We start from the raw sequence: 25,574 nt of genomic DNA, 5'->3' as shown, positions 1-25,574 counted from the left end.
TTAACATGAATATAGCAGCTGCAAACAACATAATTGAAATGGAGTTAAGAGGTTTGTTTCCAAAGGATAGGCTTGAGGAAATGAATGAAATAATAAACTATTATAAACAGTATGAAGGTGAAGAGCTTGAATGGATTAAAACAACTACTGATTATGTAGCAACAGAAAAAAGAACTAACTACATTAAGAAGCTAATAGATGAAGAAGCCAGGTTTATGTTTTCAAAACCTCCATACTTTAAAATTGATGTTGAAGGAAATGAAGAAACAGAAAAAAAGCTAAATAAATATCTTAAAAGAACTCTTAAAAAGAATTTATTTAACAATGATATTATAAAGGCCACTAAAGACTTTTTAATAGGAAAAAGAATAGCTCTTAAGTTAGTTGCTAATAAAGAAACTAAAAAAATTGAGATAGCATTTATTCCTTCATTAGAATTTGTATTTGTTCCTAAGCTAGATAATGTAAAAGAGTTAGAGCAAATAATCTTTTGTTATCAATTAGAAGATAATACAGTTAAAGAAAATCAACGGTTTTGGAAGCAAAAATATTATATTAAAAAAGGTTATTGTTATGTACATGAAGCTATATATGATGGTTCAGGGAAAATAGTAAAGATTATAAAAGATAATGAAAATATTAAATTAACTTTTATACCTGCATATGTAATAATGAATGATTCGCTCACAGGAGACACAAAGGGTAAATCAGATGTAAAGCCATTAGTAGAAAACCAAAAAGCTTATAATCAACTTACAAGTGAAGATATAGATACCATAATAAAAGGTATGAACAGGATTATATATATGCTTAATGTTGATGATGATTCTATTATGGAAGAGGATGGAAATCCGAAGATAAGTTATAAAGCTGGAGCTGTTTGGAATCTAGAAAAAGATAGACAAGCAGGTGAGAGTGATAAAGCGGAAGTAAATGCTATAGGCTCTGACTTTGTATATGACGAAAGAATAGAAAATTCATTAGATAGGATATTATCTGATATGTATAATAGCTTATCGATACCTAAGCTTAATACAGAGGATTTAAAAGCTCTAACAAGTAGTAAAGCCATAAAAGCTATATACCAACAATTCACATCATGCATAGAAGAGAAAATGACATCATGGATACCTATGCTTGAATGGATGGTGGAAGCTATTATGGAAATGTCACAAATATATGGTATAGGTAATCTACCTAATGTAGACGTTGAAGATATGGAAATAATAGTTCAAAATCAGTACCCATTGCCAAGTGATGAGTATGAGGAAAAAGATAATGATATGAAACAGGTTAACGCTCAAGTAATGAGTAGGAAAAAATATATAGAGAAATGGGATAATGTTTCAGGAGATGTAGCAAATGAAGAGCTTAAGCAAATACAAATTGAAAAGCAGTTATTAGAAGATAGTTTTAGTCAATTTGAAACTAATTTGGAGGATGATGAATAATGGAAAAATTAATTACTATTCAAAAAATAGAAAAGTTAAATGATGTTTATGCAATGGATGAAAAAGGTTCTGGTGGAGCTAATCACAGATATATAATTTGTAAGCATGGAGAAACTAACTGGACTTGTGGTAATAATTCTATTGGAGTATATGATGATATAAGATTTCAAAATGGACCTAGGGCAGATGAAAACTCAATACAAGGAATATGTGACCAAGACTTACTGGAAATTGTAAAACATAGACTAGAATGTTTTCAATCTGGACCATTTGCTAGTGAATATAATGAAAAAGCATTAGAACACTTAGAGATAGCATTAATGTATATGAACAGAAGAGTTGAAGATAGAATAGAACGTAATGTTCTAGGTACTTATAATAAATAAATGAGGTGAATTATAATGGCTAAATATAAAAAGAAACCTGTAGTTATTAATGCTTTTAAATGGACTGGAGATCAATATCAAGAAGAAGATCCAATATGGATTATAGATGCTATTAAAAAAGGAACTGTATGGTTCGAAAATAATCCAGGAGAAGATGGATTAACAGTATTAACAATGGTAATAAAAACACTAGAAGGAAATCATATAGCATCAAGAGGAGATTATATAATTCAAGATGTAAAAGGAGAAATATATCCTTGTAAGCCAGATATATTTGAAATGACTTATGAAAAGGTTAAATAATGGCTAGTAAAGATTATATTGAACTTCAAAAAAGCACAAAGTAAGAAAATTAAAATAGCCAGAGAACAAGAAAAACAAATAAGAGCTTTATATGAAGATATATATAAAGATTTATCTGATAGACTTAAAAAAGTTACTCCAGGAAGTTTAAATGAGAGATGGATAATTGACTATCAAAGGTCTTTAAAAAAAGAGATACAACAACTTAATAACAAGATACAGGGTGTTATAGAAAAGAATATGCAATACGCTTCTAATATAGCTGTAGGGCCTGACTTTTCTTTTTTTATGATTTTAGACAATAAGTATAACTTAGATATGGAGAGTACTTTTACTAGTATGTTTTCAAATATACCTAAAGATGCCATGAATGAAATATTGTTTGGAAAAGTATATAAAGACCGAAAAGGGTTAGCTGAACGTATTTGGCAAGACACAAAAAAGTTTGATAAAGATATAGATTATATAATAGCTAAAGGTATTGCAGAGCAAAAAAGTTCTTTTAAGATAGCTAAAGATTTAGAAAAGTATGTTAATCCAAAAGCTAAAAAAGATTGGAATTGGAGTAAGGTATATCCAAAAAGTAATAAAAAAGTAGATTATAATGCTCAGAGACTAGCAAGAACATCTGTGAGCCATGCTTTTCAACAAGCACAGAAAAGAAGTTGTCAAAGAAATCCCTTTGTTAGTGGAATTAAATGGATAACGTCAAATAACCATAGAACATGTGAACTATGTAATAGTAGAAATGGAGTTATATACTCAGTGAATGATTTACCACTAGATCATCCTAATGGGATGTGTACAACTGTTCCAGTACTTGAAAAAGAACTCGAGCAAATTGGTGAGGAACTTAGAAATTGGATAGATGGTGAAAGTAATACAAAACTAGATAAATGGTTTAAGGAATATGGTAAGGACTTTTTATAAGTTCTTTTTTATGCGCCTTTTTAGCTTATATTGCAGGTGTAAAAGAACAAATTAAGCTTAATCTATGTTGTCGTTACAACTAAAAAACGTATGGAGGATTTATGGATAATATTAATAAGCAAGTTATAGGAATAATTGCAGATGATTGGAATAAGCAAAGACCTAAGCAATCTTTTGGTTATGGAGGTATATCTTCTAAAGATATTCAAAATTTCAAAATACCTCAATTTGGAACTCTAAAGTTAGATGCAGAAGAAATCAAACCAACAAAGTTAATTCAGTCTGTAAATGTTAAAGTTGAATTCGAGCATTACAAAGAACCGGCAATAGAGTTAAATGAAAATAATGAGGTTGTTGTGAAATTAGGGAAAATACAAATAGGAGGGTATAAGTAATGGACTTAAAACAATTGTTAGGAGAAGAACTTTACAACCAAGTTACATCTAAATTAGGTGATGAAAAGATAATGATTGATGATGGAAACTTTATACCTAAAGCTAGATTCGATAAAGTTAATGATCAGAAAAAAGAATTAGAGACTCAATTAAAAACATCTAGTGAAACAATAGAAACTTTAAAGAAGAACAACTCAGATAATCAAACTCTTCAAAGTACTATTAGTGAACATGAAAAGACTATAGAAAAGCTTAAGAAAGAAGCAGAAGATAAGGACTTTAGATATTCGTTAAGAGATGCATTAAAAGAAGCTGGATGTATAGATAGTAAAGCTTTAGAAGTGTACTTAACAAAAGAAAACTTGAAGTTAGAAGATGGAAAAATAGTAGGGCTGGAAGAACAGTTAAACTCTTTAAAAGAAAGTAAAGCCTACTTATTTAAAGATACGATACCTCAAGATACAGGAGGACTAGGAAATTTCAATAGAAATACAGCAGCCGGTGGACAAACAGAAAGCTTAGGAGAAAGGTTAGCTAAGCAAGCGACAGAGTCAAATCAATCTAACCAACATAATTATTTTGGAGGTGCTAACTAATGGCGAAGATAAGAGTTACTGAATACTCAAATAGAAAAGAAATATTAAAATATGATCATTTTGTATCACAACCTATTGTACTAACACAATCAAATGCAACTACAGTAGGCGATAAGAAAATAGTAAAGGCAGGAACTATATTACCTGCAAATGATGTAACAGCAAAAGGTGTTGTTTTATATGATGTAGATGTTACAAATGGTGATGAAGTAGGATCTTTAGTTATACATGGTTTTATAGATAAAACTAAATTGCCTAATGAACCAGAAGCAAATGCAGTAACAGCTTTACCAATGATAAAATTTATATAATTTAAAGGAGGAAGTTTATGAAAACAATATACGATATAGTTAAGGCTAAAGAAATAGGAGTTTATTACAATGCAATGCAAAAGGATAGAGCTCCTTACTTAGGGGAAACTTTATTCCCTATGGATAAAAAACTTGGATTAGATTTAAAGTGGATTAAAGGGTCAAAAGGTATGCCTGTAGCATTAAAGTCAAGTGGATTTGATACTAAGGCAGAATTAAGAGATAGAATAGGATTCTCAGATGTTCAAACTGAAATGCCATTCTTTAAAGAAGCTATGCTAGTTAAAGAATCAGATAGACAAGAATTAAATAAGTTAATAGGTAATCCATCTAACCAACCATATATAGATTTAATAACTAAAAATATATTTGATGATACTAGAACTCTTTTAGAGGGTGCACTAGTTCAGTTGGAAAGAATGAGAATGCAATTATTATCTGAAGGTAAAATTGCTATAATGGCAAAAGGCATAGATGGAGTGGCTAAACCTATGGATTACGATTATAATTTAGATCCTGAACAAAAGGTGAGCTCTGATTGGACACAACCTACTGCTGATATATTAGGAGATATAACTAAATGGATGGATGAATCAGAAGATAGAACGGGTTCAAGACCAACTAGAGCTATATGTACAAGAAAGACATTCTCTTACATAGTTAAGAATGAAGCTATTATAAAAGCTATAAAAGGGATTTTACCAGAAGTAGCAATAACTACAGCTAAGGTACAAAGATACATACAAGAAGAATTACAGTTAAGTATAGAAATATATTCTAAGAAATATAGATCAGAAGCTGGAGTAGTATCTAATTATTTCAAAGATGATGTATTTACTTTATTGCCAGAAGGAAACTTAGGTAATACTTGGTTAGGAACAACTCCTGAAGAATCTGATTTAATGAGTGGAGCAACGGATGCAGAAGTTAGTATAGTTAATAAAGGGATAGCAATAACAACTACTAAAGAAACTGATCCAGTTAATGTTAAGACTAAAGTATCTTTAATAGGATTACCATCGTTTGAAAGAGCGGATGAGATAGTTATAGCAGAAGTTAAACCCAGCTAAGGCCCTTACGAAAGATAAGGGCGATATTGAAGAGGTAGAAATGACTGAGCTATCAATTGAAGAAGATGCAAATAGTGAAAAAATGGATTTAGACTCTATGACTGTAGATGAACTTAAAAAGTTAGCTGAAGAAAGAGGAATAGAAGGTTATTCTTCTATGAAAAAAGCTGAATTAATAGAGAGATTAGGTTAAAGCCTAATCTCTTTTTTGTAGGTGATAATTATGGAAGAAATATTAAGTTTAAAGATTATATTAAGAGAAGAAAGTTCTCCTTTTTTTACTGATGAAGAATTAGTTTTCTATTTTAAAAAAAATAATTTTGACTTAAATAAAACAGCATATGAATGTTTTAAACTAAAGGCAGAAGATGACTCTATAAGTTTACCAGGTGGTTTACAATTAGCTAATAATCGTGAATATTGGCTTAGTTTAGCTAGACAATATAAGCCTAAAAAAAGGAGCTTTGTATTATGATAGAAAATAAGATAAAACCTAAGATTTTGAAAGTTATAAACAAGTTTCCAACCAAAGTTACTATCTTAAGAGCTACTACAAATGAATTTGGAGAGCCGGGAGTTTCACAGGTTGTATGCGAAATTACAGGTTTCTGGCATGATGGAAGTAATATGATAAGTCAAATAGCTACTAATAGTGGTGAAGTTAAAAGACAAAAGCAAAACTTTCTAATGGTAGTGTATGATCAAGTTAGTTGCTTAATTGAAGAAGGGGACTATTTTGAATTAGATGGTGAGAAATTTGAGGTAGTTGATAAAGGTAATAAGAACAAAATGAATATTTACTTTGATATGTTAGTTAGGAGGTGCTAAAATGAGTGGTTTTAAACTAGATATGAGTAATATAGCTAAAAATATGTTAGAAAAACAAGCTAAAACTATTGCTGCTTTGGCATTGTACGGTGATAGTGTGGCAAAAGATATGGAAGCTTATGCGAAAACTAATAGACCTTGGAGTGATAGGAGTTCTAGTGCTAGAAATAGATTAACAGGTGAAAGTCAAAACCTGGGTACTTCAATTAGATGTAGTATAAGTCATGGTGTTAACTATGGTATATATCTTGAAATGTGTAATGAAGGTAGATACAGGATTCTTAAACCGACTATTGATGCAGTAGGTCCTAAAGCGGTTAGAGGATTAGATAGAATATTTAAGTAGGGGTTAATATGTTTAAATTAATCTACAAACATTTAAAAGCAAATAAGTTTGATTGTTACAGTATAGGTCAACATAAAGGAATTTGTGAAAACCCATATATAGTTATTAAGAATAATACTCCGCGTGCTTTAAGTAAAATAATGCTTGAAGAAGAAGTGGAGTTATTTTTATATTATCCTTTAGGCAAATACACTGAGTTTATTGATTATATAGACAATGTTAGAACATCGATGAATGGATTGAGCTTAAAAGACAACCTTGTTCCATATCCAATAATAGTTGAGGATGATAAACAAGCTTATATGACTATATTAAGTTACCAAAATAATAGAGAGAGGGTGTTATAATGGATAAACCATTTTTACCAACGAAAGATATTGCAATGGTTACGTTGGATGGATACCAAATAACTACTGCCGATGAATACGAAGCAGATCCAGAAGTAGTAGAAGGTGATAAAACAGAACTTATAATAAATGGAGAATTAATCGCAAGTGATGAAGCTCCAACGATAGTTAAGGGATATAACTTAAAATTTAAAGATAATGCTATAAGACCAGAAGTTATGAAGAAGCTTCAAGGTGGAGTTTTAACTCCTGGAACTGAATCTAAAGGACTTAATTATAAAGGTCCAAATGTAGGAGCTTTAAAGCCTGCTACAATAGACGAAATATGTGTTTACACTAAGGTTTATGCAGAAAATGGACATACTGGTGAGTACATAAAAACTACTTATACAAATTGTGTAGGTGATTTAGTTAAGTTTGCATACAAAGGCAATGAGTTCTCGGCTTCTGAATTCACAGTTAAGTCAAGACCTGCTGGAGGAACACAAGTGTATGATTTAGATTTAGTAAAAACACTTCCAGAAGTTACTCTTTAAAAATCTAAATAATAAAGGCTAGAGATTAATTTATTCTCTAGTCTATTTTTTTATAAAGAAAGTGAGGAATATATATGCAAGTTACAAGTTTAGAAATATTAAAACAAATGAAAAGAACAGAAGTAGTAGAGTTGCCAAGTTTTAACGATGGGACTCCATGTGTAGTTGAGGTTAAAAGACCGAATTTAATGAATTTAATAACTACAAATAAGATACCTAATACACTTTTAAGTGCGGCTATGGCAATGTTTAAAGGTGGTATAGGTGGAGCGGCTAATGAAGCTATGGAAAATGCTAAAAGTTTAAAAGATTTAGCTTCTTTAATGCAAACTATTGCAGAAAATACTTTAGTTACTCCTACTTATTCATGGTTCAAAGAAAATGATATAGAGTTAACAGAAGACCAACTTGTTGAAATATTAAATTACATGCAAGGTGGTGCTCAAGCATTAAAATCTTTTCGTGACAAGCAGAAATGTACTGAGAGTAATAAATCAGAGTAAAAAATTTAATAGACTTCCTTCTGAAATTATAGGCTTAGACGATGATTATGTAGCCTTTTGTTTTGATGAAGCTTGTATGTATATTTTAAACGAATATGAACAAGGGAATGAAGCTGAATTTAATGAAGATGCAATGACTGTTGAAGAGTGTAGAAGTCAAGCGTTTAATTTAGCTGAACAACTTAAAATGAAAGGCTGTGATAATTAATGAGTATGAATCTAGGTACAGCCATAGCTTATATAGATATTGATGCCAATAAATTTACTAGAGGAATGACTGAAATTCAAAGTGGTTTAAGGACATTTAATGATAAGACTTTAGACACTTCTACTAGATTTAAAGCACTTGGTAGCACTATGCAAAGCACTGGTCGTAAAATGACGTTGGGAGTTACTTTGCCACTTGCTGGTATGGCGGGTGCTGCAGCTAAAAGTGCAATTGACTTTGAAAGTGCTTTCGCTGGTGTTAGAAAAACAGTTGATGCTTCTGAATCTGATATGAGAAAGCTTGAAAGTGGTATAAGGGATATGGCAAAGGAAATGCCTACCGCCGCTACTGAAATAGCTGGAGTTGCAGAAGCGGCTGGACAGCTAGGTATTAAAACTCCTTCTATACTTGGATTTACTAAAACTATGGTTATGCTTGGTGATAGTACTAATATGAGTGCAGAAGAAGCTGCTACAAGTTTAGCAAGATTAGCCAATATTACTGGCATGAGTCAGAATGATTTCGATAGACTTGGAAGTACGATAGTTGCGCTTGGAAATAATATGGCAACGACTGAATCTGAAATTACTGCTATGGGGTTAAGATTAGCTGGAGCTGGGAGTCAAGTCGGAATGACTGAGCCACAAATAATGTCCTTTGCCGCAGCTTTAAGTTCTGTTGGGATAGAAGCGGAAGCAGGAGGAAGTGCTTTCTCAAAAGTTATGGTTGATATGCAACTAGCCACAGAAAAAGGAGGTAAAAAGCTTAATCAATTTGCAAAGGTTGCAGGAATGAGTGCATCTGATTTTAAAAAAGCTTTTGAAACTGATGCATCTGGGGCAATAATGAAATTCATTGAAGGATTAGGAAGTGCAGAAGAACGAGGAGAGTCAGCAATAGGAATACTTGACGGAATGGGTATAAGCGAAGTTCGTATGAGAGATGCACTTTTAAGAGCTGCTGGTGCTAGTGATGTATTTAGTGAAGCGATAGGAATTGGAATACAAGCTTGGGAAGAAAATACTGCTCTTACTAATGAAGCTAATCAAAGATACGAAACAACTGCTTCTAAGTTACTTATACTTAAAAATAATTTAATTGAAGTTGGTATACAAATAGGAGGAATATTAATACCTTATATTCAAGATTTTGTTAGTTGGCTTCAAGGTTTAATAGAGAAGTTCCAAGGATTAGAACCTTCTACGCAAGACTTTATTGTAAAGGCTGGATTAATGGCTGCTGTTATAGGACCATTGCTTATGATATTTGGTAGCTTGATAAGTGCGGTAACGACTATTGGTGGAGCTTTAAGTGGATTGGCTGGCATGTTTGGATTAGCTGGCGGAGCTGCTGCTGGGACAAGTGGTGCTTTAGCTGGAGCAACTGGAGCAGCCACTGGAACAACCGGTGCTTTAGGAGGACTTTTAGGAGCTGGAGGACTTTTATCTAGCTTTTTAACTGGAGGACTTATATTTGCCTTATTTGGTGTAATAGCTAAAATAGGAGAAAGTGAGCAAGCTTTAGGATGGTTGCAAGATAAATTTGGAGGTTTTGGAACTGTTATAGGTGGTGTTTGTGAGTTCATCGCTGGTATATGGAATCTAACCATAGATAATATGATAAATGTTGGTAAGCTTGGATTTGATGTATTAGCTGCAATGATAGATGGGCCTGGCGGTGCTACTGTTAAAGATGCGTTTAGTAGATACAACAAAGGAGTAGAGGAAATAAACAAAAATGCTTGGGATAATATAACTATGAAAACAACTAGAGAGTTATCTCAACAGAAAAATAGTGTTGATAAAGAAACTAAAGAAGCTTCTGATAAGGCTAAAACTAATACGGATAAAATGGCTAAGGATATGACTGACAATGCTAAAAAGGGCGCTGATGGAGTAGGTAAGGAAATGAAAAATACTTCTAAAGTCGTAATGGATGAAAGTGGTAAAATTCCTAAAGATGTTCAGTCTAATATGCAAAAGTCAGTACAATCAATGAGACAAGCTGGTAGTGATATTTACAATGGTATGAATACAAGTTTTAGTAAACTTGCAAGTCAAGGTAAACAACATTTTAGTGATTTATACAATGGTGTAACTCGCTCAACTTCTAAAATGGCAAGTCAAGTTATATCTGATTGGAATAGGATTAGAAGTGCTTTAAGTGGGACTATTACTGGAAATGTTCAAATAAAAGTACATGGTGTCCAAGCTGCTTTGAATCAAATAAATAGTGTTAAAAATGCTTCTAAAGCTAGAAGTATTTCACCAAGTCCGTTTATGAATCTTATGGCTATGCCACAAAGTTTTGCTATGCCTATTGACACCAATATGTATGCCCAAGCTTACGATATGGTCAGAAGTAATGACATAGCTTCTTATGTTAGTTCTCAAATACCAAGTGCTATTAACTTGAATATTGACTCAAATAATAGTAGTAAATCTAAGAAAACTAATAATCCAAATATAAATGTAGAAGTTAAGATTGATAAGTTTGAGAATAAAACAAGTGATAGTCCTAAGGAAATTGCAGAACAAGTTTTAGACCAGGTTATTTATAAAATCAAGCGAGAAAGATTTGCTTTAGGAGGTGATAGATAGTGGTACAATGGTATAAAAATATAACTGAATTAGATAGTTTTATATATGGTGCTACTTCTAGCACTTTTTTTAATTTTGCTTTTGAAGCTGATAACTTAAAACCTTTCGAGAATGATTTTGAATTACTTCCAGTTATGGGACGTGATGGGGATTTATTAGTTGATAATAAGAGAAGAAAAAGTAAAGATGTAAATGTAAAAGGTTATCTGATTTGCGATGGAGTTGAGCCTAATGTGATGTCTGATAAATTTAATGATTGGCTTGTTGGCGAAGTTAAGTATAAACCTTTAAAGTTTAGTAACGATAAAACTGAATATGAAGCTATCGTAGTTGGTGGAATCTCTATGGAAGAAAGACTTAAGGGAATATTTGATGTAAGTTTTAAGTTTAGCTGTATGGAGGTGGTTAAGTGATACCTATACTATACGACAAAACTGGTAAAATAAAGCTTGGTGAGCTAGTTGATATTATAGATAGCGGATATGTAGAGGAAGAAAGAAACGGAATATTTGAATTTACAATAGATTATCCAGTTGGATATCCTTTATCAGATTTATTAGTTGAAGAAAATATGATAGAAGCTAAACCAAATGAAGAACAAGGTTTGCAGAAGTTTAGGATATATGATACCAAACGACTTATGAAGAATGTTATATTGGTATTTGCAAGGCATGAAAGTTTTGACTTAGCTAATGATCACGTTGAAAATGTAAACTTAGAAAATGCTAGTTGTGAATATGCTTTAAATACTTTATTTAGAAACTCACACTTTTCAACTCATTATCGAGGATATTCTGACATTATTAACGCTCAAAATTATAAGATAGATAATATTAATATACTTAATGCTATAGCTGGAAAAGAAGGAAGTATTATAGACACTTACGGTACAGGTGCTGAAATATTAAGAGATGGAACTAATATTCATGTACTTAATAAGCGTGGCCATGACAATGAGGTTACTATTGAATTTGGTAAAAACTTAACTGACTTTGTACTTGAAAGAGATTTAACAGATCTCGAAACTAGAGTTGGTGGTTTTGCTAAATATACTCCCGAGGGTGGAAAAGAAACTATAGTTAAAAGTAACTGGATAGATAGTCCTTACATAGATAATTTTGCACACCCTTATATAAATATAGAGGGTAGACGTGATTACTCTGACAAATTTAAAGATGGTGAAGTTCCAACTGTTGATAAGCTTAATAAGTTATGTGAGGATGAATTTAAGATTAATAAAAGAGATATTCCAAAATCTAATTATACTATTAAGTTTATACCTCTTAGTAAGTGTGTAGGATATGAAGGAATACAAGATAAAATAAGCTTATGTGACACTGTTAGAATAATAGATAAAAGGTTTAATGTAGATACTAAAGCAAAAGTTATTAAATATAAATATGACTTCGTAAAAGAACGATATGAAAGCATGGAATTAGGAGAGCCTAGAACAACTCTAGGTGATGTTATAGGCGGAAGTAGTGGGGAGAAAGGTCCTCCAGGTAAAGATGGACAAAATGGTAAAGATGGAGAACAAGGACCACCTGGACAAGATGGAAACGTTGAAAATATGCCTGATACACTTCCAAATACTCCCGTTTTAACACCAAAGGTTTATGGTATGGGTTCAGTTGAATTAAGTTGGACTTTTGAAAACAAGCTTTATTATACATACGAATTATATGCTTCAAGGACTAAGGATTTTACTCCTAATTTCCAAGATTTAATACATGCAGGTCAATCAAGTTCATTCTTGTTTAAAGCTAATCCAGATGAAACTTGGTATTTTAAGGTTTGTGCCATGAATAGCCATAATAGGCGTACGGGATTCTCTAATCAAGTAGAGGTTGCGTTGCCTAAAATAGAAGATATGAACAATTATTTTAGCGAGATTGCTATTGGTCACGCTGTTGCCCAATCCATTACGGCTGACTATATGGAAGCGGGTATGTTTAAAGGTCATTGGATAGATACTAAAAACTTAAGTTGCACTGATGGTAACGGAAAGCGTACTTTTGATATAGATAGTTTTGGGCGTTTAACTATGATGCCAACATCATTTAAACTTCTTGTCGATGGAAGGGAAGAAGGTGTTGTTACTCAATCGGCCTTCAATAGTACATTAGATGGATTTGAATATAGATTTTTCAATAATACCGAGCCTAACATGCTTAGAAATACGTCTTTCCTTAATGGATGGAAGTATTGGAACTGGAATGGTTCTTTTGAAAAGTTTATATATCATGATGGAAACTTTGGAAATGGAGATACGGCTAGACTTGAGTTTACCGATGAAAATCAAGGTTTGTTCCAAAGAGATATGGATTGTACTCACGGCTTGGCTATAAGGGTTATTGCTAACGCTTCAAGACCTGTTAATGTAATGGTGGGTATAGAGGGCGTTAAAACTGAAGTGTTTACAATTGGAAATGGTGATGGTTGGAGCACTTTAGAGGTTATAGTACCTCCTATACCTAGATTTGGCACTTTTATATTTTATACGCAAGCTGGCGGCCCTCATACTGTGTATGTTAATCAGTTTAAAGTACAAACTGGTAATATATGTACACCTTGGAGTCCACACCGAGAAGAAATATATTCAAATACTACTACTATAGATGGCGAAGGAATTGAAATAAAACATGATAATGGATCAATGTCTAAATTTACTCATGAAGCTATTGATTTTTTAAATTCTCAAGGATTAAGAACTTTAAGAGTTAAAGATGGTGGTTTGAATTTTTATACATATTGGGACCCAGCAGAAATGGTAGCTTTTATTAAGTCATCCTCACTTGGAAGTACATCTTGGAATGGAGCAACTTTATCTACTTATGGTAATGGTGATTATATATCCATAGGCACAAGTAGTAGTGTAGATGAAAATGCATGGAAATCAGATACCGCAATAATTATTGTTCCACATGCTAATATCCAAGAATATCCAGAGATAGGAACATGGTTTGTTAGGAGTGCATTTTTTAAGCAGATAGCTAAATTTAAATCTGGAATCAAAATGGATTACGGAAATGTAGAATTTAATTCTAGCAGTGAGTTCCCTCATTTGATATACAATTCTACTGCAAATAATTTCTGTGTAATGGGAGATAATTCTTTAAAGTTAGGAATTAGAGAAGGCACTATAAATAGAAATATAATTGATATTGAAGAAGATGGTAGTCAAATTAATAAGGGGTATGTGCATAATTGGGCATCTTGGAATTTTCATGGTCATAAATTAGAAAATGTTAACATGACATATGCTTTGCAACCTCAAACTTCATTTTTAAGAACTATGTCTTTTAGATTTAAGGAAATAAATGAATCTTATGCTATTACAAGTATGACAAACGGAGATATTAGACTAGCATGTAGAGATAATCAAATTATTTCTAGTGATAATAAGAAATTAATAGTTGAACTACCTCAAATTTTTGCAGAAAATATAGAATCAAATTACCATTTAAATATATCAAAAATGAGTTGGGGAGATTATCGAATTATCGAAAAAAATACATATTATTTTGAAATTGAAACAAATGTAGATAATTTCTCTTTCACATATGAAGTAGTTGCTAAGTTAATAGAAAAGCCAGATGCATACACTTCAATAGCTAAATCTCAATATATGGTTCAAGAAAGTAATGAAATAAATATAGAAAATGATGAAATTAAATCTATTATTGAAATCTAGAAAGGAAGTGATGTGATGTTTACAATAGACTTTACGAAACCTTGGTTATATAAAGATATAATTTATTTTAACCAGGGTAATTTGAGTACAAATAATACTTTAAGATGCAAACTTGTTACTGGTGGATCTGATGATTTCACTGGCGGAAGTATTACTTGTAGGTTTGAAACTAAAGATTCTCCCGAGATAAATGGATTAGGTAGATTAGTAGATGCTAAAAGTGGAATAATTGATATAGTATTTCCTTCAAATTCTTTGGTAGTTGGAACTAATAGGCTTGAAGTATTAGTTAATAGAGCAGATGGGGGAGTAGCTCAATCACCGCCTGTTATGTATGATATATGGCAAGGGTTAACTACTGGAAATGGTATAGAAGCAGAAACTAATTATCCTATACTTATACAGTTAATAAATAGTACGAATGAAGCATCAAATAAAGCTAATTCAGCACTTAACAAAGCTAACTCAATGATTACAGATATAACAGATGCTATTGATAATGCTTATAGGTCAGCTAATGATGCTGATATAGCTACAAGTAAGGCATATAGTAAAATAGAAGAAGTTGAAAGCTTCAAGGTTGGAATGATTAACAAAGTAGATACTGAAATAGCTAATATGAAAACTCAAGTTAATGCCTCTACTAATACAATGACTTCTAAAGTTGACATGAAGATAGCTGACGTTGATTCCGCTATTGCTAGTGGAACTAAAGATTTAGAAGTTAAGGAATCTAGACGTGATATGGATGGGGTAGAGCATGACACCTTAAAACTTAGACTAGAAAGTGACTTAAAAAAAGGAAAAGTTATAGAAGAAACCAAAGAAGGAACTTATTTATCATTTAATGATACGGTAGGTGGGCTAGTTTCATATTTAGAGTTGCTTGGAAATACCGTACAAGATGTAACTAACTTATCAAACATAAGATCAAGCTGTATTCCTAATGGTGATGGAACATTTAAAATGAGTATTTTATCATGTGGTGAAAATTTATTGCCTAATAATTTTAAATTAGGTGATTTAGATTGGAATACGGGCGTGATTAAGGAGTATTCGTCAAGATGTGCTAGTGATAGCTATATAAAAATTGGTTCAATTAAAAGTATGGTATTTTCTTCAATGGACAAAACTAAGGTTTTTACAATATGTTGCTATGATAATAAAAAGAATTTTATAAAATCATTATCTGCAAACACTAATAATTCTACTGTAATTAATTTAGATTCTAATATTGTTTACATTAGAGTATCTGTTACAAGTTCTACTACTTTAGGGGAAGTCAAACTCCAAGAAGGAACTGTTGCAACTCCATACACTCCATATGAAGAAACTAGATGCGATATAAAACTACCTTGTCAATTAGAGAAGTGGGATAGGTTGTATTGGGATGAGAAAAAAAATGCTTGGTGTGTGGATAAATATACCCATGATTACAGTAAAAATGACTACATTATTCATGCGTCAACTCCATTGACTAACACGTATAGATTTTATATAAGAGTTAATACTCCTTTCGGTGCAATAAGAGAAGGCTTTTGCAATAAGTTGCCTTTTTTATATGATTATGTATCTGATACAGAGCATTTTTATATTAATAGTGCATCCGAGGGTCACTCAATATGGGTATTCATAAATAAATCTACAATAGACGCTTACGAAGGCAATTTGGTGTATGACAAGATAGGTAAGTATCTAGAAAAATCTGGAATACTGTTTAAGTATCCCGTAGCTACGCCTCAAAAAATAGTATTACCTCGAAGCGAGCAAATTAAGCTTAATTCATTTGCAAATAAAACTCATATATACACTATATCGGGTGATGTGGATGCAACTGTAAAGGCTACTGTTAGTAAGTCTTTAGCAAGTACAGTACAAGCCAATATGGATGAAATAAGCAAAATTAACAATACGATTGCAGATATTCAAGGATTAAAGGAAAGCCAGGACTTTGCATATGAAACTGACAAAGGTTATTTAGTTTGCAAAGACACTCAAAATGGAGTTGTGGATTTAAAGATATATGGTAAGAGTTTAGTTAATAAATCTAAAATAAAAACTACATCTTTTGAGAGTAGAATTGTTTCTTTATTTTCTAATAATGGCATATTAAACGGATTTACAATAGTTGTGGATACTATAAAGAATACAACGTCTAAAGGGATTGCTATTTCAATAACAGGTATTAACGGAATTGTTTCATATCCACTTGTTCAACATGCTAATACAACCGGAAAATCTATTTGGTTTTTTGACAAACAAGCAAAGGATATAGCTATATACCAACAAACGGATGATTATTCACCGGATAAAGCTACGGTTGATAACATTATAATATTAGAAGGTGATAAAAGAAACAGTATACCTAATGCTTACTTTGAAGGAATCGCAAGTGTTGGTAATGGTAATGGAATAGAAGTTTTAAGTGTTAATGATGGAAACTTATTTGATGGGGAATTTATAAGAGGAACAGTAAACGGTGATAATGGCACTTTGATTCCTCAAGATAATATTTACAATGTTGCTACAAAAAACATAATAAAAGTTGTTCCTAATATGATGGTTAATTATAAGTCAATAGGTTCTAGGGGTTTTAGGCAAGGTAAAAACGTATCTTCGTATTATTACGATAAGAACAACGTATTGGTTGCAAAGATGGCGGTAAATACATTTGAGTCCATAACAATTCCTAATAATTGTTATGGTATTAGGTTGGTATTTGCTGATTTTGAACTAGCTACAAACCAACCTTTAAATAGCTACAATATGATTTTAAATCAAATAGGTAATCTTGATAACCCTAATTTTGCAAAAGAAGATAAAAAACAATTTTATTTAAAGATACAGATAATACATGGAAACCCGTAACGGAGTTAAGAGGTATCAATGAAAATAATTGTGATGTTATTGATAGTATTAATAACGTGCTTGAAAGCAATATAGTAGAAGTTACCTATAATGGAAGTGAAACAAATATAGTTCAAAATAATGCGTACCCACCCGTTAACACCGATTTACTTAGGTTTGATATAAATACAAATTATGGTTCTCTTTCGGTTTTATGTAATAAATTTAAAACTTTAAATGGTAACGACCAAGGAAGTGAAGAAGGTATTAGACCACATACTAATAAAAACTTGTTCGCAATATACATATCTAAGTCTAAGTTGGAAACTCAAGATTTGGCAGGGTTTAAAAAATGGTTACAAAACAATAACATTACTTTATTATATAAAAATATTACACCTTTGAAATATGAAATAAATCCAATATATCCAAGTTCTTACGACAATGAAACTATGATTTTATTTAACAGTGGAGCAATAGCACCTTATGCAAGTTGGAAGATAACATCTAGTTTACCTAACTTTGTAAAAGAGTTATCGAATCAGATTAAACAGTTACAAGACCAAGTATATAAAACTAATGTAGCTAACTTTACAGTCGCACTTAATACATTAGATACAAAATTAAGATTAGATAGATTAGAAGCACCTCAAATGTAGGTGTTATTTTTATATAAAAAGGAGATGGTTTTATGAATAATACTATGACTTTAGAGGAAGCAATAGATCTTTTAGCAAAGAATTGCCCTCATGTATTTTCACCAATAGCAAATGAAATGCAAAGACTAGGAAGTGAAAATACTGATTTAAAAGAAGCAATGAACGCAACTCAAGAGTTATTAAATGAGTTAGTAATTCAAAATATGTCACAAAATATATAAACACAGGAGGATACAGAATATGAGTAGTGCAAAATATTTAGCAGACCAAATAATAAAAGGATACGATAATGGAGGATTGCCATACTGGGTGGTTATTCCCGATTCTTATTGGAGCAAATACCAAGGTGAAGTTGACCAAATGCTTAAAGACAGAGGTTATGAAAACCTAATAGTAGACGAAAAAGAAGTACTTAAATAGTACTTCTTTTTATTTAAATAAAACATAGGAGGAATATATGGAACAATTAGTTGCAGAATTTGCGGGATATGGAGTTATAGGACTTGTAGGTGGATATTTATTTACAACTTTCATGAAAGAAAGGTCAGAAGAAAGAAAGATTAGTTTAGAAAATCAGAAAGAAGATAGAGAACTTTTTAGGAAGTCAGTTGAGACCTTTACAAATACTTCAAAAACTTATGCTGAAACAATAGCTAGTTTAACTGTAAGAGTTGAGAATGTAGAAGGTGTTGCTGAAAGAACAGAAGGTAAAGTAGATAAAATATTAGAAAAGGTTGGTGTTTAATTATGAGTAAAGTATTTATAGGAGTAGGTCACGGAGGAACAGATCCAGGAGCAGTAAGTGGAAGTTTTAAAGAGGCTGATATGAACTTAGTTATGGCACAAGCATGCAGAGCAGAATTAGAAAGACATGGAGTTCAAGTTCTTATGTCAAGATATAAAAACGAGAATGATGCCTTATCACAAGAGATAAGTGAATGTAACGCTTATAATCCAGATTTAGCAATTGATTGTCATAACAACAGTGGTGGCGGGGATGGATTTGAAGTATTCTATTCAAAAATAGGTGGAACATCAAAAGTGTTAGCTCAAAATATAGAACCATTCGTAGTTGCTCTAGGGCAAAACTCAAGAGGTTGCAAAACTAAATTGAATTCTGATGGTAGGGATTACTTTGGATTTATAAGACAAACAAAATGTCCAGCTGTAATATGCGAAGGTGTATTTATAGATAATGCTAAAGATATGCAAATAGCTGACACTATAGATGAACAAAGGGAATTTGGTCGTGCATATGCTAAAGGAATATTAAAAACACTAGGAATAGCATATAAAGATAGCTCAATTCCTCCTGCTAATAATGATAGTGATATGTTAGCTGTGTGTATAGGAGCTTTTAAAGTTAGAGCATATGCAGAAGAAGCATTGAAAGAAGCAAAAGAAAAAGGATTTAAAGATGCTTATTTAATACCTAGATAGAACTAAGGGTTATTTCTAGTAATACTTATTACTATTGAAAATATTTGGTAAAAAATGTAAAATAAAAAAGAACCTTGGTGTTGGCGCACAGGTTCTTTAACAATAAACAAGTTATATTCATAGAATTATTATGATTATTATATCATAACTTTCTTTGGATATAAAGAAAGAGGTAGGAATGTTATTTAATGATTTTGTAAGAAATTTAGATGAACAATATGAAGAACTAAATAAACTGGAAGATATTATTGCAGATTTCAATGAAATTTTAGATTTGGAAAAAGATTGGATAGAAAAATGTTTTAAATTTGGATATTTAGGGCTAATCGACCAGGCAAGAAGTTCTTCTCCAACGTCAAGTGCAAACAAGTTAGCAGCTGATACAGTAAACTATTTTAATATTTTAAGAGAAAAATTAATTTGTATTGATTTCTTAGAATTCGGTGCGACATTAGGAAAAATAAATATTATCGGAGATGAATTGTTAAGCAAAGAAACAGACGAAATGGTAATGTCCTTAAAAAAGTCATATAAAACTATACATGAGTATAAAAAATATAGAGACGATAACGACAGAGTTGACAAATACTGCGAAAGCATGGACGCTATTAGGTTAACGGTATCAACTTTTAATAAATTTAAATATACCGTAAATTACATTAAATCTATAAATAATAAACTTTGTAATGAATTCGAAGGCGAAGGATTAGAAATACAACTTTTAAATCATGGAATATCTAAAGATACTTATTCTAAAGTAGTTGATCCTGTATATGTTATTTATGATAAGTTATGTGAAATTGCTAATATAAAAGAAGAATTAGTTATAGCTAGGGTTGAAACTGGAAGCTTATTCGCTAAGTTTGCAGGGAATGCGTCTATTTTAAAGTTAGTTGAAAAAATTATAGGAACTGTTCATGATATAGGTGTAAGAAATTTAACAAGAGAAGGTAAAAAGAAAAATTTAGTAGAGAGTACAGATTTATTTAAAGATCATTTTAACATATTAAAAGAAATGGAATCTATGGGAATGGATGTAAGTGAACCTAAAGAAATAGCTAATGAAACTTTAGTAATACTTATGAAACAATCGAACATTCTATTAACTGCGAGTCCAGATATCAGAATAAATGAAAAAACATTAAGTAAATCAGAAGACGTGAAAAAACTATTAGCTAAACAAGATTATAAATTATTAGCAGTTGCAACGGAAGAAGATTAATAAATAATTTGAAAGGAGGTTTGTTCTATGAAAGTATACTTAAAATTGAGGTTGTTTTATACAAAGCAGCTTTTAAAAATTTATAAATGTACGAAAAGCACACTTCCTAAATTTTCAAATAATCTAAAAACATATATAGAAAGAGTAAGTTTGAAAAATTCAAAATTAATAAAGAAGAAGATAACAAAATAAATAAGGAGTACTCAAGCCAACGAGTACTCCTTATTTTTTTATGTTTAAATATATATATATTGAAAAATATAAAAATGCCAAATTTTTACAAATTTTGACATGAACTATAATATATAATAATTTTGAAGATACAAAATATACAATTGGAGGAATATATATGGCAAAATGATAAAATGTAAAACTTGTTCAAATGAGATAGCGTCAAATGCTAAATCTTGTCCAAGTTGTGGAGCAAAAAACAAGAAACCGATTTATAAAAGGGGTTGGTTTATCGTAGTAGCATTTTTTGTAATAGTTGGAATAATAAATGGTTTGGGTTCAGATAATTCAAATTCGGATACTGCAAATAAACAGGAAATCAGCCAGGATGAAAAAACAGAAGCGGTTGCTTCAACAGAAGAAAAAGTTCCAACAGAATATAAGTCTGCATTAAAAAAAGCAAAAATTTATAGTGATACTCAGAGTATGTCTAAGGCTAGACTATATGATCAGTTAACATCAGAGTATGGAGAGAAGTTTTCACAAGAGGCTGCTCAATATGCTATAGATAATGTAGAAGCCGATTGGAAAGGAAATGCATTGAAAAAAGCTCAGTCATATCAACAACAACAGTCAATGTCTCCAAGTAGAGTTTATGATCAATTAACATCAGAGCATGGGGAAAAATTTACAGAAGAAGAAGCTCAGTATGCTATAGATAATTTAGAGTAATAGAACACTAAATAAAATATAAAAATCCGAGAGAAGAGCGTCTACATTAGTAGATGCTTTTTTATTTTGAAAAATTTTATAAGGACAGGCAAGTTTATGCTCCCATCAACATAGGATGGAGTATACCAACAAAGAAAGGAGCATCAAAATGGGTAATTCAAGAGCTAAGAGTGAATTAAGGGAAGATTTAAGAATCAATGTTTCATTTAAAAGTTTAGATGTAGATGAAGTAGAGCTTTACGAATGGATAAAAAAATTCTAAAGGAGTAGGTCCAAGTGGATTTATAAAAATGCACATGTTTAAGCTTATGAATGAAAGCAAGTAAATTAAAAGAGCCCCCAGGATGGCAGTCCGTAGGAGCTCAAAGCTAAGTGAATTATAAAAATATAATTCTCTAAGTATTTCGATAAAAATATTTAAATTCCTTTTAGAAAATTGATTTCTGAACAATGTCTATTAATGCTGCGGCACCAAACCACATAAGATAAGATGGTATCATAAGATTAACCTCCAAGATAAAAGATTATATAATTAGTATTTAGAAAATTAAGGGGGATTATACTATGAAAATATTGGTAAACGGAAATACAGTTACAGAAATGATATGTGAAAAGGTTGTAAAAGTTAGAGAATTTAAAAAAGTTGAGTTGGTTAAAGAAGTTAGTTTTAGTAATGAAGATGTAAGTATAGCTAATAAAATATTGGATCATATAAAAAGGAATAAAAAAGTTTATGCTAGATTAATAATAATGACAGCTATAATGTTGCATTTTGATATTGTTATATATGCTAGTGGATTTGAAAGTAGTTTAGATAGAGTAGGTAACCAAATATTAAATATGTTAATGTCGTTTGCTAAGTGGGGTTGTTTAGGAATGGGAATAAAAGATATGATAACAACTCTTATAAATGGTGGTAATATGAAACATTCAATAAATGCAGGTTTAATGTATTTACTAGGTTATGTATTTATATCTATATACCCTCAGTTATTCAGTATGTTCCAAGGTATAAAATTTTAAGGAGGTACGATTATGTTAGAAAGATTCTTTAAAAGTTTAAATCCATTGGAATTAATTCAAGAGTGGGTATTAAGTGTTACTGAAACTATAGTGTTAAGTAGTTACTGGGTATGTGTTATAGCAGGGGTAATAGGTTTGCTTCTATATATATGGGGATGTAAAAAAGGTAAAAATATAGCTATGATAACACCAGCAATCTATATAATAATTAGAATATTAGGGAGCGTGGTTCTAGGTGTTTAAAAATAAAGTTCAATCAATTTCTATAGATAAGTATTTCGAGATTAAGAAAAATGAATATGTAACGGTTCAACTTATACCTGCAAAATCAACTAAAAACAATTCAACCGATTCTATTGCAACTATGATAAATCAAATGTATTTACAACTTAATAAGTTTATAAAAGTAGAAAATAAGAAGTTAATTATAACACCTCAAGTAAAAGTATCCTATTATATGCATATAACAAAAGATGATATACAATTCTATTTTATAATACCAAAGGTTCATTATATAAGATTTAAAACTAAACTAGCTGAAACATGGAGAAACGTTGAAATAAAACAAGTAGATGATATACCTATGAATTTAAATGGTTGTACTAAGTATCAACTTAAATATAAATATGATGATGCTCTTAGCTTATCTGTAGATAAAAGAAATAATCATTTATTAGAAGCTAACTTAAGTATATTGGAAGTATTGGAAAAGAAGAAACAACAGGTATATATTATAACTTTATACCTACGGGAGAAAGAGAAAATAACTACTTTAAAGTAATGTATAAAAATATAATAGAAAAATATAAAAATGGAGAGAACTTAAAGAAAAATAAGAACTTATTAGATATAGCTATTCTTGCATTGAAGTTTTTATTAGGAATGATTGATGATTTTATTAGTTGCTTACAATCTAAGAATAATAAAGAAGTTGCAAGTGTACAAAAGTCTCAAAGAAAAACTATAGGCATAAAGAAGAAAATAAGTTCATCTACTGAAAGAAAAGTTCATAGCGATATATGTAAAACTCAAATAGTAGTATTAGCCAAAAGTAATAAAATAGAAAGAGAAAATACATTAGCTAAAAGCATGTGTAATACATTTAAGTCTATAGATGATAACAATGAATTAATTGCTAAAAAGATTAAAAAGGATATAAATATCAATTCAATACAGATAGATCATGTAGCAATAAATAAAACTACAACAGAAGAATGTCAAAACTTTATTTCACTTCCTGGATCAGAATTAATAAACCAACATAAGAATATAAATCATATCGAAACTAAAGAGAACCCTATACCAGAAGAATTAAAAGAAGGAATAATTAACTTAGGACCTATTAAGTATAAGGACCAAAGAGATAAAGTTTATGCTAATAATGATAAAGATTTACAATCACTACCTCATGTTATCATGGGAGGTAGTAGAAGTGGAAAGTCTACATTAAGTATAAATATATGTAAAAATTTAATAGATGCAGGAGAAGGACTTATATTAATAGACTTCATAAGAAATACAGAGTTTTCAGATGTAATAAGAGCAATAACTCCTACAGATAGACTTATAGATATAGACTTATCTGTATATAAGTGCATACAGGCTCTTTCGTACAATGAATATAAGATAACTCCAGAAATGGATGCTTATGAAGTATCTAAGATTGCAAGAAGAAAAACTAGCAATTTACTAGAGCTAATAAATATAATGAATGATGATGATAAACAGTTAGCTCCTAAAATGAGAAAATATATAGGAGCTGCAGCTAGAATAGCATTTTGTTTTAACTCTTCAAGTATGAAAGATATACTAAGGATATTACAAATACACACAGTTAGATACGAATATATAAATAAGTTAAGTAAAGAGTTATATGATAAATTAGAAGATAGTGTAATAGCTCTTAAAGAATTAGATGAATATACTAAGGAAACAAAAGATAAACCATCACAATTATGCGGTACTAAAGATAATAAAATAGAAGGTATAATTGATAGAATAGATTTATTTAGAGAAAATGATGTTATAGATGCTATGTTTAGTAAGGATCCTACTGATAATATAGATTTTGTTAAAGCTATGGATGAAGGCAAAGTTATAATTATAAGAATGAGGGATAAAGATTTTGACGATGAAACTTCTATAGATGTATTAACTACATTCTTTATTCAAAAGATTTGGTTGGCTACAAAGATAAGAGGAAGTAAACATAAAGAGTCTAAAAAAGTAACTGTTATTATAGATGAAGTATTCCAGGTTCCAACAGCTCAAAAGATATTAACTAAAACATTTGTGCAAAGTGCTAAGTTTAAGTTGAAATATATATTAACGCTTCATAATTTAGAAGGATTATCAAAAGAAGCTAGAGCATCTTTAAAAGGAGCTAACACAACTTATACTTTAATAGCGGGTGTAGATAAAGAAGCTTTTGAGTCTCTAGATAAAGAATTTGCAGTGCATGGATATTGTGTAGATGATCTACTTAATTTAAAAAGATATACAGCTCTACATTTAATTAAGGGTAATGATAGTTATAAAGCATTGATAACAAATTTACCTCCAGAGCTAAAAGTTGATATAGAGGAAGAAAATGTAGCATAAAAATAGGAGAGTAGACACTCTCCTTTATATTTTTTACATATATTTAAAATAGCATATATTATGGCCAGGATGCTATGAGCTAACATAAACACTACACTCACATTCCACTAAGTTAACTTCGTTACACTTGCTACATGTTCGCTTCGCATGTTATAGCATATGATAAACAACTATTAAAAGTTGCATGTCCTTACATAAAAAACAATTTATCTGTAAATAATATTAAAAAATCAACTGTGTATTAATCTTAAAATAACTGATATAAAGAAACTGATTATTGGTTATCGGTTTGTTTATATCAGTTTTATTCTATCTTTGGATGGATTGTAATTTCCACCTTAGATTTCTTTGAACCTGGTTTTCTATAATAAATTA

Annotated in this window: 32 protein-coding genes; all 32 read left to right on the top strand. The window is 30.7% G+C overall.

The annotated features are described in order from the left end of the window. The first annotated feature begins 5 nt into the window (after positions 1-5). On the top strand, positions 6-1,451 hold the full coding sequence (locus LEQ07_RS13285; RefSeq protein ID WP_263331045.1) for a phage portal protein: 1,446 nt from the start codon (positions 6-8) through the stop codon (positions 1,449-1,451). Further along, positions 1,451-1,837 (top strand): ABC transporter ATPase, encoded by a 387-nt coding sequence (locus LEQ07_RS13280; RefSeq protein WP_263331043.1) that lies wholly within the window; start codon positions 1,451-1,453, stop codon positions 1,835-1,837. The genes LEQ07_RS13285 and LEQ07_RS13280 overlap by 1 nt, the downstream gene beginning before the upstream one ends. 15 nt (positions 1,838-1,852) lie before the next feature. After that, positions 1,853-2,140 carry a hypothetical protein gene (locus LEQ07_RS13275; RefSeq protein WP_263331042.1) on the top strand — a complete coding sequence of 96 codons (288 nt, stop codon included), beginning with the start codon at positions 1,853-1,855 and terminating at the stop codon, positions 2,138-2,140. An 18-nt stretch (positions 2,141-2,158) separates the two neighbouring features. Then, positions 2,159-3,070: a minor capsid protein gene (locus tag LEQ07_RS13270; protein WP_263331041.1), complete on the top strand. Its 912-nt coding sequence runs from the start codon at positions 2,159-2,161 to the stop codon at positions 3,068-3,070. A 101-nt stretch (positions 3,071-3,171) separates the two neighbouring features. Continuing rightward, positions 3,172-3,465, top strand: a complete 294-nt coding sequence (locus LEQ07_RS13265) for a hypothetical protein (RefSeq protein WP_263331040.1) — start codon at positions 3,172-3,174, stop codon at positions 3,463-3,465. Continuing rightward, complete coding sequence (locus tag LEQ07_RS13260) at positions 3,465-4,061, top strand: phage scaffolding protein (protein ID WP_263331039.1); 597 nt, start codon at positions 3,465-3,467, stop codon at positions 4,059-4,061. Before LEQ07_RS13265 ends, LEQ07_RS13260 begins: the two co-directional genes overlap by 1 nt. Then, the gene (locus tag LEQ07_RS13255; RefSeq protein WP_263331038.1) at positions 4,061-4,372 is read left to right on the top strand and encodes a hypothetical protein; all 312 of its coding nucleotides are present in this window, start codon (positions 4,061-4,063) and stop codon (positions 4,370-4,372) included. The genes LEQ07_RS13260 and LEQ07_RS13255 overlap by 1 nt, the downstream gene beginning before the upstream one ends. Before the next feature lie 17 nt (positions 4,373-4,389). Continuing rightward, on the top strand, positions 4,390-5,442 hold the full coding sequence (locus LEQ07_RS13250) for a major capsid protein (RefSeq protein ID WP_263331037.1): 1,053 nt from the start codon (positions 4,390-4,392) through the stop codon (positions 5,440-5,442). Between the two features lie 40 nt (positions 5,443-5,482). After that, complete coding sequence (locus tag LEQ07_RS13245) at positions 5,483-5,635, top strand: Rho termination factor N-terminal domain-containing protein (protein ID WP_263331036.1); 153 nt, start codon at positions 5,483-5,485, stop codon at positions 5,633-5,635. A 30-nt stretch (positions 5,636-5,665) separates the two neighbouring features. Then, a complete protein-coding gene (locus LEQ07_RS13240; RefSeq protein ID WP_263331035.1) occupies positions 5,666-5,917 on the top strand; it encodes a hypothetical protein in 252 nt (83 codons plus the stop codon). Then, a complete protein-coding gene (locus LEQ07_RS13235) occupies positions 5,914-6,270 on the top strand; it encodes a hypothetical protein (RefSeq protein WP_263331034.1) in 357 nt (118 codons plus the stop codon). The genes LEQ07_RS13240 and LEQ07_RS13235 overlap by 4 nt, the downstream gene beginning before the upstream one ends. A gap of 1 nt (position 6,271) precedes the next feature. Continuing rightward, positions 6,272-6,616: a hypothetical protein gene (locus tag LEQ07_RS13230; protein ID WP_263331033.1), complete on the top strand. Its 345-nt coding sequence runs from the start codon at positions 6,272-6,274 to the stop codon at positions 6,614-6,616. 8 nt (positions 6,617-6,624) lie between these two features. Further along, positions 6,625-6,963, top strand: coding sequence for a hypothetical protein (locus tag LEQ07_RS13225; protein ID WP_263331032.1), 339 nt, complete (start codon positions 6,625-6,627; stop codon positions 6,961-6,963). Continuing rightward, complete coding sequence (locus LEQ07_RS13220) at positions 6,963-7,499, top strand: hypothetical protein (RefSeq protein WP_263331031.1); 537 nt, start codon at positions 6,963-6,965, stop codon at positions 7,497-7,499. The genes LEQ07_RS13225 and LEQ07_RS13220 overlap by 1 nt, the downstream gene beginning before the upstream one ends. Positions 7,500-7,573: 74 nt before the next feature. Next, positions 7,574-8,002: an esterase gene (locus LEQ07_RS13215; protein WP_263331030.1), complete on the top strand. Its 429-nt coding sequence runs from the start codon at positions 7,574-7,576 to the stop codon at positions 8,000-8,002. After that, complete coding sequence (locus LEQ07_RS13210; protein WP_150885881.1) at positions 7,962-8,210, top strand: hypothetical protein; 249 nt, start codon at positions 7,962-7,964, stop codon at positions 8,208-8,210. The genes LEQ07_RS13215 and LEQ07_RS13210 overlap by 41 nt, the downstream gene beginning before the upstream one ends. Beyond that, positions 8,210-10,810, top strand: coding sequence for a phage tail tape measure protein (locus LEQ07_RS13205; protein WP_263331029.1), 2,601 nt, complete (start codon positions 8,210-8,212; stop codon positions 10,808-10,810). Before LEQ07_RS13210 ends, LEQ07_RS13205 begins: the two co-directional genes overlap by 1 nt. Further along, on the top strand, positions 10,810-11,223 hold the full coding sequence (locus LEQ07_RS13200) for a hypothetical protein (RefSeq protein ID WP_263331028.1): 414 nt from the start codon (positions 10,810-10,812) through the stop codon (positions 11,221-11,223). The genes LEQ07_RS13205 and LEQ07_RS13200 overlap by 1 nt, the downstream gene beginning before the upstream one ends. Further along, entirely contained in the window at positions 11,220-14,504 is a 3,285-nt protein-coding gene (locus tag LEQ07_RS13195) for a phage tail spike protein (protein WP_263331027.1), read from the top strand. The genes LEQ07_RS13200 and LEQ07_RS13195 overlap by 4 nt, the downstream gene beginning before the upstream one ends. Before the next feature lie 15 nt (positions 14,505-14,519). Next, positions 14,520-17,372, top strand: coding sequence for a hypothetical protein (locus LEQ07_RS13190; RefSeq protein WP_263331026.1), 2,853 nt, complete (start codon positions 14,520-14,522; stop codon positions 17,370-17,372). Between the two features lie 56 nt (positions 17,373-17,428). Beyond that, positions 17,429-18,010 (top strand): hypothetical protein, encoded by a 582-nt coding sequence (locus tag LEQ07_RS13185; RefSeq protein WP_263331025.1) that lies wholly within the window; start codon positions 17,429-17,431, stop codon positions 18,008-18,010. Positions 18,011-18,042: 32 nt separating this feature from the next. Then, on the top strand, positions 18,043-18,231 hold the full coding sequence (locus LEQ07_RS13180) for a hypothetical protein (protein WP_263331024.1): 189 nt from the start codon (positions 18,043-18,045) through the stop codon (positions 18,229-18,231). Positions 18,232-18,250: 19 nt separating this feature from the next. After that, positions 18,251-18,430, top strand: coding sequence for a hypothetical protein (locus LEQ07_RS13175; RefSeq protein ID WP_263331023.1), 180 nt, complete (start codon positions 18,251-18,253; stop codon positions 18,428-18,430). A gap of 37 nt (positions 18,431-18,467) precedes the next feature. Continuing rightward, positions 18,468-18,755, top strand: coding sequence for a hypothetical protein (locus LEQ07_RS13170; RefSeq protein ID WP_263331022.1), 288 nt, complete (start codon positions 18,468-18,470; stop codon positions 18,753-18,755). 2 nt (positions 18,756-18,757) lie between these two features. Then, positions 18,758-19,450 (top strand): N-acetylmuramoyl-L-alanine amidase, encoded by a 693-nt coding sequence (locus LEQ07_RS13165; protein WP_263331021.1) that lies wholly within the window; start codon positions 18,758-18,760, stop codon positions 19,448-19,450. A gap of 178 nt (positions 19,451-19,628) precedes the next feature. Then, a complete protein-coding gene (locus LEQ07_RS13160) occupies positions 19,629-20,672 on the top strand; it encodes a hypothetical protein (RefSeq protein ID WP_263331020.1) in 1,044 nt (347 codons plus the stop codon). A 27-nt stretch (positions 20,673-20,699) separates the two neighbouring features. Beyond that, positions 20,700-20,864 carry a hypothetical protein gene (locus tag LEQ07_RS13155; protein ID WP_263331019.1) on the top strand — a complete coding sequence of 55 codons (165 nt, stop codon included), beginning with the start codon at positions 20,700-20,702 and terminating at the stop codon, positions 20,862-20,864. 165 nt (positions 20,865-21,029) lie between these two features. Then, complete coding sequence (locus LEQ07_RS13150) at positions 21,030-21,575, top strand: Ltp family lipoprotein (RefSeq protein WP_263331017.1); 546 nt, start codon at positions 21,030-21,032, stop codon at positions 21,573-21,575. A 564-nt stretch (positions 21,576-22,139) separates the two neighbouring features. Further along, the gene (locus LEQ07_RS13145; RefSeq protein WP_263331016.1) at positions 22,140-22,598 is read left to right on the top strand and encodes a hypothetical protein; all 459 of its coding nucleotides are present in this window, start codon (positions 22,140-22,142) and stop codon (positions 22,596-22,598) included. 12 nt (positions 22,599-22,610) lie between these two features. Further along, positions 22,611-22,841: a hypothetical protein gene (locus tag LEQ07_RS13140; RefSeq protein ID WP_263331015.1), complete on the top strand. Its 231-nt coding sequence runs from the start codon at positions 22,611-22,613 to the stop codon at positions 22,839-22,841. Further along, positions 22,834-23,379: a hypothetical protein gene (locus tag LEQ07_RS13135; protein ID WP_263331014.1), complete on the top strand. Its 546-nt coding sequence runs from the start codon at positions 22,834-22,836 to the stop codon at positions 23,377-23,379. Before LEQ07_RS13140 ends, LEQ07_RS13135 begins: the two co-directional genes overlap by 8 nt. Next, positions 23,379-25,199: a hypothetical protein gene (locus LEQ07_RS13130; protein WP_263331011.1), complete on the top strand. Its 1,821-nt coding sequence runs from the start codon at positions 23,379-23,381 to the stop codon at positions 25,197-25,199. The genes LEQ07_RS13135 and LEQ07_RS13130 overlap by 1 nt, the downstream gene beginning before the upstream one ends. Positions 25,200-25,574: the final 375 nt, after the last annotated feature.

Source organism: Paraclostridium sp. AKS73 (genome assembly GCF_025671395.1).
Lineage (GTDB): Bacteria > Bacillota > Clostridia > Peptostreptococcales > Peptostreptococcaceae > Paraclostridium > Paraclostridium benzoelyticum.
This window is presented reverse-complemented; position numbering and strand designations above follow the sequence as displayed.

Excerpts from the sequence above, each read along its gene's own strand:
- LEQ07_RS13255 (WP_263331038.1), top strand. The coding sequence starts at position 4,061 with ATGGCGAAGATAAGAGTTACTGAATACTCAAATAGAAAAGAAATATTA.
- LEQ07_RS13280 (WP_263331043.1), top strand. The coding sequence starts at position 1,451 with ATGGAAAAATTAATTACTATTCAAAAAATAGAAAAGTTAAATGATGTT.
- LEQ07_RS13225 (WP_263331032.1), top strand. The coding sequence starts at position 6,625 with ATGTTTAAATTAATCTACAAACATTTAAAAGCAAATAAGTTTGATTGT.
- LEQ07_RS13215 (WP_263331030.1), top strand. The coding sequence starts at position 7,574 with ATGCAAGTTACAAGTTTAGAAATATTAAAACAAATGAAAAGAACAGAA.
- LEQ07_RS13145 (WP_263331016.1), top strand. The coding sequence starts at position 22,140 with ATGAAAATATTGGTAAACGGAAATACAGTTACAGAAATGATATGTGAA.
- LEQ07_RS13190 (WP_263331026.1), top strand. The coding sequence starts at position 14,520 with ATGTTTACAATAGACTTTACGAAACCTTGGTTATATAAAGATATAATT.
- LEQ07_RS13240 (WP_263331035.1), top strand. The coding sequence starts at position 5,666 with ATGGAAGAAATATTAAGTTTAAAGATTATATTAAGAGAAGAAAGTTCT.
- LEQ07_RS13230 (WP_263331033.1), top strand. The coding sequence starts at position 6,272 with ATGAGTGGTTTTAAACTAGATATGAGTAATATAGCTAAAAATATGTTA.
- LEQ07_RS13175 (WP_263331023.1), top strand. The coding sequence starts at position 18,251 with ATGAGTAGTGCAAAATATTTAGCAGACCAAATAATAAAAGGATACGAT.
- LEQ07_RS13155 (WP_263331019.1), top strand. The coding sequence starts at position 20,700 with ATGAAAGTATACTTAAAATTGAGGTTGTTTTATACAAAGCAGCTTTTA.
- LEQ07_RS13130 (WP_263331011.1), top strand. The coding sequence starts at position 23,379 with ATGTATAAAAATATAATAGAAAAATATAAAAATGGAGAGAACTTAAAG.
- LEQ07_RS13205 (WP_263331029.1), top strand. The coding sequence starts at position 8,210 with ATGAGTATGAATCTAGGTACAGCCATAGCTTATATAGATATTGATGCC.
- LEQ07_RS13265 (WP_263331040.1), top strand. The coding sequence starts at position 3,172 with ATGGATAATATTAATAAGCAAGTTATAGGAATAATTGCAGATGATTGG.
- LEQ07_RS13180 (WP_263331024.1), top strand. The coding sequence starts at position 18,043 with ATGAATAATACTATGACTTTAGAGGAAGCAATAGATCTTTTAGCAAAG.
- LEQ07_RS13140 (WP_263331015.1), top strand. The coding sequence starts at position 22,611 with ATGTTAGAAAGATTCTTTAAAAGTTTAAATCCATTGGAATTAATTCAA.
- LEQ07_RS13245 (WP_263331036.1), top strand. The coding sequence starts at position 5,483 with ATGACTGAGCTATCAATTGAAGAAGATGCAAATAGTGAAAAAATGGAT.
- LEQ07_RS13170 (WP_263331022.1), top strand. The coding sequence starts at position 18,468 with ATGGAACAATTAGTTGCAGAATTTGCGGGATATGGAGTTATAGGACTT.
- LEQ07_RS13275 (WP_263331042.1), top strand. The coding sequence starts at position 1,853 with ATGGCTAAATATAAAAAGAAACCTGTAGTTATTAATGCTTTTAAATGG.
- LEQ07_RS13150 (WP_263331017.1), top strand. The coding sequence starts at position 21,030 with ATGATAAAATGTAAAACTTGTTCAAATGAGATAGCGTCAAATGCTAAA.
- LEQ07_RS13250 (WP_263331037.1), top strand. The coding sequence starts at position 4,390 with ATGAAAACAATATACGATATAGTTAAGGCTAAAGAAATAGGAGTTTAT.
- LEQ07_RS13165 (WP_263331021.1), top strand. The coding sequence starts at position 18,758 with ATGAGTAAAGTATTTATAGGAGTAGGTCACGGAGGAACAGATCCAGGA.
- LEQ07_RS13285 (WP_263331045.1), top strand. The coding sequence starts at position 6 with ATGAATATAGCAGCTGCAAACAACATAATTGAAATGGAGTTAAGAGGT.
- LEQ07_RS13220 (WP_263331031.1), top strand. The coding sequence starts at position 6,963 with ATGGATAAACCATTTTTACCAACGAAAGATATTGCAATGGTTACGTTG.
- LEQ07_RS13260 (WP_263331039.1), top strand. The coding sequence starts at position 3,465 with ATGGACTTAAAACAATTGTTAGGAGAAGAACTTTACAACCAAGTTACA.
- LEQ07_RS13160 (WP_263331020.1), top strand. The coding sequence starts at position 19,629 with ATGTTATTTAATGATTTTGTAAGAAATTTAGATGAACAATATGAAGAA.
- LEQ07_RS13235 (WP_263331034.1), top strand. The coding sequence starts at position 5,914 with ATGATAGAAAATAAGATAAAACCTAAGATTTTGAAAGTTATAAACAAG.